This window comes from Niabella ginsenosidivorans (assembly GCF_001654455.1).
Lineage (GTDB): Bacteria > Bacteroidota > Bacteroidia > Chitinophagales > Chitinophagaceae > Niabella > Niabella ginsenosidivorans.
Map to the genome: position 1 here is coordinate 2316688 of NZ_CP015772.1, position 15080 is coordinate 2331767.

Annotated in this window: 8 protein-coding genes; all 8 read right to left on the minus strand. The window is 42.5% G+C overall.

Going from position 1 to position 15080, the window contains the following annotated elements:
- Positions 1 to 90: 90 nt before the first annotated feature.
- The 8 genes from A8C56_RS09675 to A8C56_RS09710 all read right to left on the minus strand — a co-directional run bounded on the left by A8C56_RS09675 (position 91) and on the right by A8C56_RS09710 (position 15063).
- Positions 91 to 606 (minus strand): M64 family metallopeptidase, encoded by a 516-nt coding sequence (locus tag A8C56_RS09675; RefSeq protein WP_067755082.1) that lies wholly within the window; start codon positions 604 to 606, stop codon positions 91 to 93.
- 41 nt (positions 607 to 647) lie between these two features.
- Positions 648 to 2024, minus strand: a complete 1377-nt coding sequence (locus tag A8C56_RS09680; RefSeq protein WP_067755086.1) for an alpha-L-fucosidase — start codon at positions 2022 to 2024, stop codon at positions 648 to 650.
- A 197-nt stretch (positions 2025 to 2221) separates the two neighbouring features.
- Positions 2222 to 3331, minus strand: coding sequence for a M64 family metallopeptidase (locus tag A8C56_RS09685; protein ID WP_084490141.1), 1110 nt, complete (start codon positions 3329 to 3331; stop codon positions 2222 to 2224).
- Positions 3332 to 3360: 29 nt separating this feature from the next.
- A complete protein-coding gene (locus A8C56_RS09690; protein ID WP_157097938.1) occupies positions 3361 to 5580 on the minus strand; it encodes a DUF5703 domain-containing protein in 2220 nt (739 codons plus the stop codon).
- 83 nt (positions 5581 to 5663) lie between these two features.
- Positions 5664 to 7508, minus strand: coding sequence for a GH116 family glycosyl hydrolase (locus A8C56_RS09695; RefSeq protein WP_067755094.1), 1845 nt, complete (start codon positions 7506 to 7508; stop codon positions 5664 to 5666).
- Positions 7509 to 7665: 157 nt separating this feature from the next.
- Positions 7666 to 9210 (minus strand): RagB/SusD family nutrient uptake outer membrane protein, encoded by a 1545-nt coding sequence (locus A8C56_RS09700; RefSeq protein ID WP_067755097.1) that lies wholly within the window; start codon positions 9208 to 9210, stop codon positions 7666 to 7668.
- An 11-nt stretch (positions 9211 to 9221) separates the two neighbouring features.
- Positions 9222 to 12383: a SusC/RagA family TonB-linked outer membrane protein gene (locus tag A8C56_RS09705; protein ID WP_169818763.1), complete on the minus strand. Its 3162-nt coding sequence runs from the start codon at positions 12381 to 12383 to the stop codon at positions 9222 to 9224.
- 931 nt (positions 12384 to 13314) lie between these two features.
- Positions 13315 to 15063: a RagB/SusD family nutrient uptake outer membrane protein gene (locus tag A8C56_RS09710; protein WP_067755103.1), complete on the minus strand. Its 1749-nt coding sequence runs from the start codon at positions 15061 to 15063 to the stop codon at positions 13315 to 13317.
- Positions 15064 to 15080: the final 17 nt, after the last annotated feature.

Sequence of the window (15080 nt, forward strand, 5' to 3'; positions counted from 1 at the left end):
TTAGGTTGTTCCTGCTATTGCCTACCATAATAGACCAATTTTCAGAACGCCATATACCATTGGCTTCGCCAAAGCCGCCTTCATAGGCTCCTACATCTTCATACTCTTTAAGGCCGCATTCAGCGCCGGTACCGCGGCCTTTATAAAACTTAAGGCCGCCTTAAAATCAGCTCCTTTGGATGATCCTGATCCAAAGGCCGTTTTTGTACCAGGTGTTGTACCACTTTCTTTGGATTCCGCCACAACAACATATATGTCAAAATAGTTTTTAAAATCCTTAATAACCGGGTTAATCAAAAAAGAATCCGCCAACGCATGGCATGTTTTTTCAAAGAAGCCTCCTTTTTTATTATCGCTGCGGTTAAACCCATCGCCAATGATCACTACAGGTACGCCTTTTCCTTTTGTATGTCTATGCAGGATAAAGCAATCCTTGTTTTCCCAATACTCCTGTATGCTATCTGCCCCAAAAGCCCGAAACGCAGCATTGTTTACCCATGTAGCTATAGTGGCGGTACAGCCAAATGCTTCCCTATAGAAAAACAATGCTCCTATACAGGTGAGGACAGCTGTAACGATCCAGCAATGCAATACATTCTTTAACATTAACGATCTTTGCGTTGGCGGTTTCTTTTAAATTTTAGAGATTACTTCATGAATAATTCTATAACTGGTACTTCCACACCCGGTTTTTCAACTGATAACCACAATACCAGGTCCTTTGCTGAGGGATCTGCCGCGTTACTGCCTGATGCTTCATATTTTATTTCTGATCCGTCATTGAGCAATTGCGCATAGCTGATCTTATCTTTCAATCCCGGAAGACTCAATCTTTTAAGAGGCCATTCCAAAATATGTACATATAACCGTTTTGTACGAGAGTTATAGGTAAGCAGGCAGTTAGGAGGTGCTTTCAGACCTGCGGGTGCCTGGGTACAGCCGTATATAGTCCTGCTATGGAATTTCATCCAACGCCCCAGCCCCTCCAGCCGCTCATTGGCCCGTTCGTCAAAAGCGCCCCTGGAAGTAGGCCCTACATTAAGCAGCAGGTTGCCTCCTTTACTTACTGTTTCTATAAGCATTACCACTAGTTGGTGAACCGTTTTCCAGGAATGTTCATCCCTGTAATAGCCCCAGGATCCGGAAAAAGTCTGACAGGTTTCCCAGGGAACCTGTTGCCCCCTAACCAAAGGCCATTCTTGCGGCATTTCCTGCTCCGGTGTTATATAATCCCAGCCCCAGTGTGTACTGTCCAGATCCAGCCTGTTATTGACCAGGCAGGCAGGCTGCAAGCGGCGGATCAATTGTAACAGACCTTCGGAATCCCAGTCTGCATGCCCCTTTCCGTTTTTGCCGGGATAAGAAAAATCTAAAAACAACTCATCAATGCGCCCGTAATTGGTTAATAATTCTGTTAACTGATCTTTTATATACCGGCGATATACATCCAGATTGCGCAAGGCGTTCTGCCGCTGCCGCTCCATACTATCCACTGGCGCGAGGGGATGATTTACATCATAGGTAAATTGAGGATGGTGCCAGTCAATCAGCGAATAATAAAAGCCAATCCGGATGCCCCGGGCCCGGAAGGCATTTACAAGGGCCCGAAGCAGGTCTTTTCCATACACCGTATTTGTAACTTTGAAATCTGTGCACTTCGTATCCCACAGGCAAAACCCTTCATGATGTTTTGTAGTAATGACCACGTATTTTATACCCGCCGCCTTCGCTTTTTCTGCCCATTCTTCAGGATCAAACAAATCAGGATCAAAATGATCAAAATATTTCTGGTAATCAGTGGCGGTTATCTTCTCATTCCATTGTACCCATTCATGCCGTGCAGGCAACGAATAAAGACCAAAGTGAAGAAACAAGCCCAGCCGGTCGTGCGTCCACCATGCCATTCGTTTTTCCTTTTCCGCGCTGGTTTCTTTTGCCCATGTTGGCGTGTTCTGGGCATGCAAAGCTTCTTTTGCCAGGAAGATGCATAAAAAAATTAAAAATATATTTCTGCTATTTAACATTCGTTGTTTCAATTTTTTGTTTATGGTATAATAGCTATCCCTACCTGTATGCTGCGGTTACAAATATGTTTGGGTGTATAAAGTTCAAATGACACTTTCCGATCTTTTGGCCATGCGGGCAGCATATGCTAAAACTCATTAGCATTAAAGACAAAAAGTTGCGGCGACAATACAAAGGCAGTTCACTAATTTCATTGTTATTTATTATTATACAATTTGTCAAATTCCAGAAAATCGTTGAATAACGTATCTAATTCTCCGGATTGATAAATTCTTGGTTTGCCTGTTGGGCTATTGGGGTCGCTATCCTGATCATAAAATTTAGTTCCATCATATATGCGGCGGTAAATCATCCAGCGAGACATTGCATTATAATAATAATCGTCATTGGCGTTATCTACCATTATAGAATGTATTTCTGGCCGCCAAACCCCGTCTTGCACCTGGTAGGCGCCTATTTCTTCATAGCCGGTTTTGCCTATAAAGTTTTTCCAGGGAACTTTTGATAAATCGTTCGTATTTGAAACGTTCTCAACCATATTCCAGGATTGCCAATTCCAATCATAAGCCGCATCGCCGCCAGGATATTCATCGGCAAGAGAAGCGAAACCGTGTCCACAAAATTCATGCATCATCCAATATTTGCTAACATTTCCCTCTGCTGCAGAATACCATGCCATGCCACAATTTCCTGCTGGCATACCAAACTGTGCCCATCCACCGGCTTCACCATTAAATACCACCATCCATGAGCGGTTAAACACGGGGCCTAAAGCCGGAATTGCCTGTACTGTAAAGGCATTGGCAGCATCAAAATTACAACCTGCAGTAGTTGTTGTTCCAAACTTTCCGGGGGTTCCGCCGTTGTTTCCATCCTGTATTCCACTTACAGGCGATTCAGCTACAACTACATAAATATCAAAATAGTTACGAAAGTTTTTGATGATATCGTTTTTTAAGAATGCCGACGCCATCATTTTTGCTGTAGTTTCCCACAAGCCATTGTCTTTATTATCTTCATAACTGTAGCATTCGCCTACAATTACTATTGGAACACCTTGCCCGTATCCTGATTTATGTTCCCAAACTTTGAAAGCACTTCCATCCGTCCAATAACTTCCGCTTTCTGGTTTAGGATCCAGCAAAGTCACCTCTTCAGAAGGGTTTTTATCATACTGAAGCAGCAGCTTTGCCGTATCTTCTTTATCATTTTCTTTTGGTATGCTGCCAGGGTTTCTACTGCACGATATCAGTAATGTGGCAGCAATGGCTATTACCATTATGCCTGATAAATTCAATACGCTCATTTTTACTTTTTTAGTTGTTAAAAAATAATCTATTCAGTTTGTTTTAAAACAGAAATTTGTTCCCTATATGAAAGTTTTCCTTGCCGATAATCTGCATTAATGATTGTATAACCTGGTGCATAAAGCCTAAACGATACATTCCAATTCTTCGGAAACGCAGGCAGCAAATAATTTTTACCCTTATATGTTTGCAATAACATATATTGAATCGTTAATAATAAATTGCTTCCATGATCCTGGTCGGGCGTCCAGTCATAATTTGGGCCCCACATTGCCGGAAAACGGTAATTGGAATTTGTGTTTGCTATTTTTTCTTTCAGCATGGCTGGCAAAGAATCTGTAAGGCCCAGTATGGCGGCTATTTGTCCGTCCTGCCCCCATCCTTTATTCAAATTGTTTACACGGTGTTTGTAGGTACGTATTCCTGTTTCTTTTAAATCATTTGAAAAATTTGATACGCCAAATGGGAACACAGCATATAGTTCAGGATTTTCCACATTGCAGGCAACGTTTAAATATTCTTCTGCAGGAATAAATATATTACCTTCAACCGTTGCTTTTTGCGGAACAGGAGGCAATGTTTTGATGAGCGTATCAAAGAATGCTTTATCATTTTTCTCCATCAAATTCCCGGGCAAATCTTTTAAAGCATTCAGTACACAATGTAGGCCCGCAACGCAAGGCAAATCATTTACCACGTTATACCAATATGTTTCGATAGACTGTGTTGGCGTTATACGCATTTTATTACGGTCTGCAACAAAGCGGCTATTAAAATACAGTAGTGCCTGTTTTATAAAAGGCAAGGCTTTTCCCTGCAAAAATGCAGTGTCGTTTGTGTAAGCATAATAATCAAGCATCATCTTACTCAGTTCAAGCGACTGCACCCAGATAAATCTTATGTATTCATTGGTTACATCTTTTGGCGTAACACCTGTTCTGTCCCAGCCGTAATCACCATTGCTGTATGTGCCAAACACGGAAATTGTTTCAGGAATAAAAAGTCCTTCCGCATCATAAAATTTCTGCGCCATTGTTTTAAACGCGTCTGTTCTATCGAGATAAAATTTGAAAAACGATTGCATCAAATTAAAATCGCCGGACGCAAACATAGCGTAGTAAGGAAGTCGTGTATTTTGCCACCAAAAATCGTTGCCCCAATTCCTGTAATCAGAACTAAGTGGATATGCTGCGTTGGTATATTGCGGCTCTGTTGTAAAAATGGAACCATTGAATTTTACAGGAAAATTTCCACGTCCGCTGCATGCGGCCATGTATCGCTGCAAGATGTATGATTGTGTGAGTTTATAGCCAAATGCCTTATCGCCTGGAATATTTATATAAACATAACTTTTGTTCCAGAATGCGCCCCACCATTTTTTACTGTTATCCAATGCCGCCGTTAATGATGACTGACCAGCAATTGCCGCTATTTGCTTTTTCCATTCGTCAACAGATTTTACTTGTGATGAATGCGCAGTTATTTTAAGCATTGCTTTTATAAGAGCGACTTTTGATGATAATGTTGAATCATTTGATTTAACAAACGCTTTCCCCGACATGGCAACACCGAAAACTCGGTTGCTTATCAGGTCGGGAAAGTTTTGTTTTTGTGCAAGCAGATTCTGATGCCGCACTGTTAAATCATACAACTGTGAACCTTTATTTGCATGACACCATTCAACTATATTTTTAGCTGGAAGAAAAGTATCGGCACTCTCTTCAAGTTTCAGAGCAGGTGGAAGCGGGTTGGTTGTCCATGCAGAAAAACTTTCTTCTGCTGTTATGATATGTGGCACTTTTCTCCATGACTCTGCCGTAACAGTTATTTCTCTTTTCTGTTTGCTATCGAATGTTATGTATGCAACATTGTTTGAAGCATCCATGAATAAGCGAATAGTTGCGTCGCCTGCTTTTATTTCAATTACGCCTTCATTTAACAATAAGGTTTGAACAAAAGGCTTGCCCTGCTTAAACGGGTTTGGTGAGAGATGCACCCGTACCCTTCCTAATTTCATCAACCGGTTTGCTTCACTAATGGCATCTGTTCTTGATAAATAAAATAATAAATCACCGCCTTCTTCTACCCAAACATTCATTCCCAACTCACCATTTCCCAATGGCATAGAACCGGCTGAATTCTGAGAAGGCATATTCCATACTACATTATAATCGCTCACCTGCTGCGCGTGTAGCCCTGCCGGCAGGCAACAGAAAAACATTCCTAAAAATTTCAGTAACCGCTTCATTTTTGTGTAATCCGTGTGCTGTTCATTTATTGAATCCATGCAATGACTATGGTTCTGCGTTCTTTATTATTCATTCAAATCTTTTATGGAATCATATTCCTATGCAGCAGCCCGAAATAAACCAGCCCAAAAAGCCCGGCGTTCCACCCCTGCAACTGATAGCCCATATTCTCTCCTGTACTGCTGTTGATGTATTCATTAGGCGACCAATCGCCGGAAGCAACCAGATCGGCGTGGGCTACTTTTTTTACCAAATCAATGGCTTCTTTTTCCCTGCCGGCACGTATCCGTGCCCAACAGTCCATAAAGCTTAGCCAGGGCCAAACTCCTCCATTATGATATGTACCCGGAGCATAACCAAACGATGCCGGATAATAAGGATATGTTTCAGCAATACCATAAGAGGTCATGCTGATGCTATTTAAGGAAGCAATTATTTCCAATGCCCTTTTCTCTGGTACCACATTAAACAAAATACCAATTGCCTGATCCTGAAGCAGCTTATCGTTCACTTCCCCGTTCTTCCATATCTGGTTGTAATAATGACCATTCCATAAGCCTCCTTCCGCAACTGGCTTATTCATAAAATAAAACCCTTTCTGATACGCCAACCGGTACCGGTTCCCGCTTTCTGCATCATTGCATTCACCGGCCAACACTTCCATTTGTTTAAGCGCAGCCAAATAGATCAAACAAGAAAAGGGAGCATATTTACGACCTTCCACACCTTTTACATCTTTCCAGTCGCCCCAGAAAGATACCTGTACCGGTAACCCGTTTCCATCTGTATCCCGGGCTATCAGCCAATCCATCGCTTTTTTAAGTGAAGGCCACCAACTGAGCAGCTGTTTTCTGTTATGATATAATTGATAATAGCGCACCGCACGTAACACAAAGAACGCGTTAATGTCAATATCATCGTTCCGCTCTATCAGCGGAAAAATTGTTGTTGGTATCTTTCCTGATGATTGCTGCTGTTCAATGCTTTCTTCAATCATTTTTTTTTCCAGATCTTTGAACAAAACCAGGTGCAGCCAGGAAGTCCAGTAGCTGTCCCGCTGGTTCAGTTCGGCATATCCCATAGTAAGCACTTCCCCGTTTTTGGTATACCGGGTTAACGAAATACCCGGAACCATATACCAGCGCAGGTAATGATCCAGCTCCCGGTCGCCAATTTGAGGAATTGCATGGCTGAACAATTCTGTACTTGCTTTTAAAGCCGACCATTGCCGGTATCCAAAATCTGTGATTTCACTTACGGACCGGAACCGGTTTGCTGCATTCCACTCATCATCATAAAAGGCAAGCATTACCCTGACCCTACGATGCTCCTTTGCTTTCAGAGACAGCTTTATAGAAAGTGCTCCATTTTTCCATACTGTTTCAGCGTCGCTGCTCAGCTGAAAATCACTGGCCATTATTCCTGAATAGCCTGAAGCTTTAAAAGCTTGCGCATTACGGGCCAGCGAATCTGGTGTTATTTTTATTTCAAAATCTTCCTGTGGCCCGGCATTGAAACAATTCAGTTCAAGAAGCAGCACGGGCAGGGACGCCGTTTCTGCATCATTTACCGCTAAAGGGCAGAAGGATAAAGTATTGATCTGTGTTGTGATCAGTTCTGACTGGCCATAGGCGCTTTTTACAAACGGGAAACTGCGTTCTACTTTCTTTTCTTTAAACCCGGAGAACGAATGCTGCCGTTTTCCTTTTTCTATACTGAACAGAATGCTGCCTCTGTCTTTAAGCCATTCTCCCAGGGTGCCGGGGTTTTGAAAGACCCGTTTAAAAAAGCCCCCGTCTTCTGAAGCATTCACCGTCATTGCAAAATTGGCAACAGGATACCCGTCAATAACCAGAGGGCTATGGGAAGCGCATTCCCCGGTAAATACAGCAATCGTCAATGTAAAAAAAAGTAAACACCACCTCATAAATAAAAAAGTTTTGTATGCGATTTTACCTCCTACGAGTTAGTCAATCCTCAGTCTGTTCATCTGAATAAGGCTCCTTTACCAATTAAAAGGAGCCGTTATTCTATTGTTCTTACTTATTAAAAACTCCTCATAATTACACAGTGCTAAAAGACACCTAGTACCCGGGGTTTTGTGTAACCACACTTGGGTTCTTGATCTGTTCGCTATACGGCACCGGATATAAAAGCATATAATTCTGAATATTGTAGGAACGGGAAGTAAATTCCCATCCCGGGTTGCGATAACTGGACGGATCTGCCTTTTCAATCGTTGCATAGGCTTTCATTACCGGAAGCGCACGATCTGTACGCAGCAGATCAAACCAGCGATGTCCTTCAAAAGCCAGTTCAATACGCCGCTCCCGTTCAATAGCCAGGCGAAAAGCTTCCTGATTTGGAATATCCGCCGCGGTAAAAGGCTTTGTAAGACCGGCACGTGCCCTTACCTGGTTGAGCAGGTCAAAAGCTTCGCCACCGGCCGTGTATCCTTTTTCATTAAGCGCCTCGGCCAACATCAGCAATACATCTGCATATCTGTAAATAACCATATTACAGGGGTTCTGCTGACGGGCTGATCGGTCTGTATAAACAATCCACTTTTTTATGTAGGCCACGGGATCCTTGGAAGACTGACCGGGAATAGGCAAATCTACCACGCCTACAGATATGTTTTTTCGCTTATCCGCGGGATCATAATATCCGTTTTTCAGCAGGTCTTTGGTTGGAATATTCCATTGTGTTCCGTTGCCTGAACCTCCGTCATTTACGATGGCATTCCATGCAACATCACCCAACGGCACCCAACTAAATACGAGTGCATTATTGCCCGTTGTCGGGTCGGAGCTGTACTGTACCTCAAAAATGGATTCAACACCATTCTTATGTGCAGGATTAAAACAGTTGGCATAATCCGGTTCCAGCGCATATCCCTTAATCTGACGCAGCGCTGTTATGGCACCATCATAATCTTTACGTGTAAGCTGCACCTTGGCCAACAATGTTAAGGCAGCACCTTTAGTAATACGCCCTTTTTCTGCAGTTCCATAAGCGTCCGGGAGGTTTTCAACCGCAAAATTGGCGTCCTCAATAATCGCATTATAAACATCGTTTATAGGTGAGCGGGGTATTGTAAAGGCTTCCCCTGCTTTTTCAACAGGCTTTAAAAGGAGTGGTACATCTCCATAAAAACGCACCAGGTTGAAGTAATGGAATGCCCGGGCAAAACGGGCCTCTGCCTCCATCCGCTCTTTTAGCCCAGCTGTAGTAATAATGCCTTCCGGAGCATTATTTAATAAATCCAGAAACGTATTAATTTTATAAATAGCACCATAACCTGCAACCCAGTAACCATTAACCAGATTTGTGGAAGTCATATAAAACTCATCCAGTTCCTCAAAAGGCACGGTGCCGGTGCCCCTGTTGCCTATATTGAACTGGTCCGTTGTATTATCCGACCGTAGCTCGCCCATTACATATATACTAGGCAATACATCCCGGTATCCTGAATACACCGCATTCAGGGTGGAGAGATAATCATTTTCCGATTTATAAAAATTATTTGAAGACAAGGTCAATTCCGGCTGAAGATCTAAAAAAGACTTTGAGCAGGACGTCATCAATACCGCTATAGAAAGCGTCAGTAGTATAGATTGTTTTTTCATGCCTGTATTATTTAAAAAGAGATGTTTGTTCCAAATGTTACTGTTCTTGCCAACGGATAGATCTGAATATAATTACCCATCTGCAGATCTGTACCGGCAAAATTTCCTTCAGGATTATTTAATGGCGACTTGCAGAACATGGCGGCATTCTGAACAGAAATATAGAAGCGGGCATTTGTAAAAACTTTACCTTTTTGAAGTAAGAATTTAGGCAACGTATAGCCTAAAGTAACATTGTTAATTGACAAATAAGATGCATCCCAGATCCACGTACTGTTTCCCAAACGAACATATTGCAGCTGATTGTCGTGATCCACTGTAGTTGGCATAATGCCCTTGCCGGGCTGTTCGGGCGATTTCCAGCGATCCAGTACGCTGGTCTCCAGATTGAACACGCCGTCCATATTATGAATAAACTGGAACTGGTTCACGTTCACCTGTGCGCCCCAGGAGCCGTTTATCAGCATGCTCAGATCAAAGTTCCGGTACTTTACATTATTAGTCATCCCGAAAATGAACTTAGGATGAGGATTGCCGATGATAGTGCGGTCATCCGGCGTTATTTGCCCGTCATTATTGGTATCCTGTATTTTTAAAGAGCCCGCATACGCATAAGGATTATGATTATGATCTGCCTCCGCTTCTGCCTGATCTTTATAAACCCCAAGTATCTTGTACCCTCTGAACATAGAAATCGGTTGCCCTACTGCGGTGTAGCCTGATCCATTAAACTCATCCCCAACCTCTATAGGATCTGCAAAATCATTCAGCGCAAGAACCTTATTCTTATTGAACGTAATATTAAAACCGGTATTCCACTGAAAGTCCTCCCTGTTAAAGTTGACTGAATTAACAGTAAACTCCCAGCCTTTATTCTCCACCTCCCCCATATTTGTTAAAACGCTAACGGCCCCAAGCAGCACGGGTGTTGGGCGGTTTAACAAAAGATCATAGGTTCTGCGGTTATAATAATCAACAGTAAAGCTCAGGCGACGGTCTAGAATACTCAGGTCCAGCCCAAAATCATATTCTTTATTCTTTTCCCAGGTAAGCCCTTTATCTACATAAGCCGGGTAGCGGCCTGTTGCCAAATTATTACTAAAGGTATAATTGGCATTTACAAGTGCCGGATAATAAGCAAAAGAACTGCCGATATTGGCGTTGCCTGTATAACCATAGCTGGCCCTTAGTTTTAATACATTTATATCCCTGATCTTTTTAAGAAATGATTCATTGGCCACATCCCAGCCAACAGATACAGAGGGGAATGTACCCCAGCGCCCTGATTGTGAAAAACGGGAGGAACCATCGCGCCGGATGGACGCGTTAAAATAATACCGGTTATCAAAATTATAATTGATCCTGGCCAGATAAGATTCTATCGCATACTTAAATGCGTCGCTGCCATCATCCGCAACTCCGGATGTACCCATGGCCTGGCGGTATACATAAGGAATCCTGTCATCAGGGTAATTCCATGCCTCCAGGTGGTCTGCATCATAATCCTGCTTTTGTGCAGAATGGCCGGCCATAGCGTCAATTTCATGTTTGCCGCCAAATTTTTTGGTATAGGAAAGATAATTTTCAATCAGAAAATTGCGCATTTCATCGCGTGAAGACTTTCCGTAAGACCAGGATTGATCTACTTCCGTCATCCAGTTACCCGTCCACATATCAGGGCTGCCAATGGATTGTGGGAAAAAATACCTGGAACGTGAAAAGTTCATATCTGCCCCAATAACATTTTTCAGATAAAAGCCCTCTGCCAGTTGAATATCTACATTAGCGCTTGTTAATAACCGGAAATCATTTCTATAATCTGTAACATTATCGGTTACCAGATACCAGTTATTGTACAAAAAATTACCAATTTCCGCATCCCCGATGGTTTTGTTTAAACTGCCGTCAGAATTGCGCGCCGCAATTGTTGGATTGGGCAGATACAGTGAGTTCAGTAGATCGCTGTTAAACGTTTGCCGCAGGTTATAGCTTGGGTTAACACGCAAACCAATTTTCAGGAATGGAAATGGATTGGATTCTGTATTCAATCTTAATGAATACCGTTTATAGCCCGTATTCCTCATTACGCCATCTACGGAATAGTAGTCAAACGAAAGAAACATATTGCTTTTTGGCGTTCCGCTGGTAATAGTAACGTTATATTGCTCAGTAGGAGCAGTGCGGGTTATATTGTCGAACCAGTTCTCCCCCGTTCCTTTATAATTTACATACTTCCGGTAGCCCGCATAGGTGTCAGGAATATTATTTGGATCAAATGTGCCCCCGGCATCTTCTATCCAGGCTTTTACTCTTTCCAGCTGGTATTGCGCATATTGCTCTCCGTTTAACATGTGAAACTTTCCACGTTCCGGAATGGTCTGAAATCCGTAATACGCCCCTACTTCCAGTTTCAGCTTTTCTTTATTTTTTCCTGATTTTGTTGTAACAAGCACTACGCCATTTGATCCCCGGGATCCATAGATGGCAGTTGAGGCCGCATCCTTAAGAATCGTAATGGATTCGATATCTGATGGATTCAGGAAAGAAAGCACATCTGTTACCTGATCATAGCCCGGCGCCTCAATCGGCATACCATCAATAACATACAACGGATCATTTTTAGCGTTGATGGATCCTATTCCACGCACCCGTATATTGATGCCTGACCCTGGCCGTCCCTGGGGCTGAAGTACCTGCACCCCTGCAGCCTGCCCCTTAATGAGCTGCTCCATACTGGACGTCTTCAGGTTTTCAAAATTCTTGGCCTGGATAGTGGAAAGAGAAGAGGTTAGGGACCGGCGATCTTTTGTACCATACCCAATAACCACTACTTCATCAATATCCTGTACATCCTGCTCCATTACCACATTAACGGTATGCCGATCTCTAACAGGAACCCGTTGGCTCTGATAGCCTACCAGTGAAAACAAAAGCACTGCATTTCCTTCAACAGCGTTGATCTTGTACTGCCCGTCCTCTTCGCTTACCGTTTTATGGGAGCTTCCTTCCAGGGAAACCGTTACGCCGCTGAGCGGTAAATTGGAAGTGTCCGTTATAATACCGGAAATACTATTTCTGTCTTGCGCCTGTAATTGCAGTGCGCTTATACAGAGTACTAATAAAGCGAATAAATTTTTTTTAAACAACTTTAATTGGTTTATTAAAAGATTCATATTCCAATACATTTTGTAGTAAATAAGCGATAAGCATTTATGCTCATCAGGTCTGTCGGCTGAAGTTCTTTTGTTGAGTACAGTATGCTACCATACTCGCAAAATCTCCTCTTCCCCGGCAATAGCCAGGTCTTTAATGTTCGTCAATCATCCATTTAAAACTTGATTAGCGGATTTATGACAATTTCTTTTTTGATACCGATTTTTGTTCTCTCAGAACAGCTGCAACTCCTTAAAATAAGCTGTACCTCTTAAGCTGCTCCAAAACTGTCCTTAACGGACCTGTTGGGTTTCCTCGTCTGGACCTCTGTTTTACAAACAAAGAAACAATCACCAGAGGTACAGCAATAAATTAGAGCAATCGCAATCAAATAATTAATGTAAGGATCAGTGCCTGGCGGAGAATCAACTGTATTAAGCATCAAATCTGAAATCATCCATTTTCAGTAATCAATCTCGGGGTATCGCAATACATACCTGATAAACTACCGTACAATAACTCCTGAATACTAACGGATCTCGATTCAATTGCAGCATCCTTAAAATATGCTCCTGACGGAGACCTTACACGAAGCAACAAACACTGATAAAACATATAGCTTGCAATTTATATTTACCAATAGCTAAATTACTTGCGTAAGGCTGTTGAAACTCCCTTAATGCCATCAAAAAATGATGCTTTTATAACATATTATATCCTTGCAATACGCCTAAAATGCAATAGATTTTATATTTTGTATACCGCTTTATTTTTTGTTGACCGGAAGTAATCAACAACCGTTTTGTTAGGATTGGGGGAACCCGGAATAATCAAAACAGCAAAGTTGCCTGTACTGCAATACATAGGTAATCCTGAATATGAATACGAAAGACGCAAAACAAAATAGCTTCGCTATACAGGCGAAGCTATTTTATGAATAGAAAAATACGATTATTTATAACCGGGATTCTGCTCCAGTTTTGGGTTGGCATTGATTGCACTTGCAGGAACCGGGAATCTGTTAAGGTACTCTTTTCCTGGCCCATCAGCAGGGTGATCCCACCATGCTTCGGTAGTGAATTTATTCCAACGCACCAGGTCCGTACGCCTACGGCCCTCGCCAATGAATTCAATCAGCCACTCATCCAAAAAACGGTACTCATCCAGGTTTCCGGCCGTAGCAGGATTAGGATCATTTCCCCCGGCGAAATAGCGCTTGCGTACTTCATTGATAAGATTAGCAGCCGTTGGTTTGTCGCCTAAACGCCACTTGCATTCCGCAAGCATGTACTGTATTTCTGTAAAACGTATCACAGGCACTTCAGGATTAAATCGAAGGGCATTGTCCGCTTCATTGGGAATAGGTGAATGTTTTAAAAGTCGTACACCTGAATTTTCTTCGCCATAGAGTGCCCCTTCTTTTCTTCCATTCGGATAACGTGTTCCGTTCGGGTCGGGCGCAAGCTGCGCCACCTGATCAACCATAGGAATGATGGTACCTTTGGGATATTCACGACTGCCATCCGCAATACAGGAAACGCCTGTGTGAGGATTTGTCAGCACTCCTGCTAAAAACATACCTGTATATTGCCCGTTGCCATTATAAACATAGTTTTTCTTACGCAGATCTGTTGCTTCAAATTTATCATAAGGGCTTCCTAATTTGAAAGGGCCGCCTAGGTTGCCGGCTACTTTAAGATAATGCTTACCATTAATATCTTGTGAAGGAAGCAAACAGAGCCCGTTCCATGACATAGCACCAGGGTTATCCAGGTACATCCAGGTATTGTAATGGGTAGAGTACTGAGGTGTTCCACCGCCCACTTCGCGTTTGCTGTTTTCACTGGGTACTACCCACATCAATTCAGGAGAAGTGGCATTAGAAAAGCCAAATATTTCCTGATAAGAACCAGCCAATGCATAAGGCCCGTACTCGCCATTTTTAATTTTTGTACAGATCTCAGCACATTTAGTATACATTTCTTCGCCCGTATACGGCCTGGCGTTGAAATATAATTTTGCCAATAAAGCCGCAGCGGTACCCTGGGAAACATATCCTTTTTCTGCATCGCCCGATGCTTTTTTAGGCAAAGTGGGCAATGCTTCCAAAAGCAGCCCTTCAATAAACTCAAAGGTTTGTTTATCTGTAGCTCGTGATTGCAGTTCTGTTTGATTGGATGTATACAAAGGCATACCGCCAAATGCATCAAGCCCGATCATATAGAAATAGGCAACAAGCACTTTTATTTGATTGAGCATTGACTCGCGTATTCCTTCAGGAAAACCCAATGCGTCAAAATCAACATTTTTGTCAATGTCTTCCACAGCGCTCCAGGCCTGAGCAATGCTCTCTGAAATAGCATCCCAAGTGTAATTCCAATAACCGTCAGTAGCTGGGGAAAACTGATGCGTAAAATGGTTGAGATAAAAACCACCATCATACCAGTCGCCATTACGGTTTGGCATCAGCAACTCATCGCTTGCCAGTGTATTCAATACTGTAAAACGCGCATAAGGAACACCCCCCTGATAAGTGGCCCAGCTTGTAAACGGACGGGCAAAACGTTGATAGACTTTATCCTGACTGTCAAAAAAATTAGAAGGTGATACCTGCGAATAATATTCCGGATCAATGCTACAGCCCTGCAAAACAGACATGCATATAGTCATTATTATAACTGATTTAAATATCTTTTTCATAATCAAAAATTCAATTG

Coding starts and splice junctions, on each gene's coding strand:
- A8C56_RS09675 (WP_067755082.1), bottom strand. CDS start 606: ATGTTAAAGAATGTATTGCATTGCTGGATCGTTACAGCTGTCCTCACC.
- A8C56_RS09680 (WP_067755086.1), bottom strand. CDS start 2,024: ATGTTAAATAGCAGAAATATATTTTTAATTTTTTTATGCATCTTCCTG.
- A8C56_RS09685 (WP_084490141.1), bottom strand. CDS start 3,331: ATGAGCGTATTGAATTTATCAGGCATAATGGTAATAGCCATTGCTGCC.
- A8C56_RS09690 (WP_157097938.1), bottom strand. CDS start 5,580: ATGAAGCGGTTACTGAAATTTTTAGGAATGTTTTTCTGTTGCCTGCCG.
- A8C56_RS09695 (WP_067755094.1), bottom strand. CDS start 7,508: ATGAGGTGGTGTTTACTTTTTTTTACATTGACGATTGCTGTATTTACC.
- A8C56_RS09700 (WP_067755097.1), bottom strand. CDS start 9,210: ATGAAAAAACAATCTATACTACTGACGCTTTCTATAGCGGTATTGATG.
- A8C56_RS09705 (WP_169818763.1), bottom strand. CDS start 12,383: ATGAATCTTTTAATAAACCAATTAAAGTTGTTTAAAAAAAATTTATTC.
- A8C56_RS09710 (WP_067755103.1), bottom strand. CDS start 15,063: ATGAAAAAGATATTTAAATCAGTTATAATAATGACTATATGCATGTCT.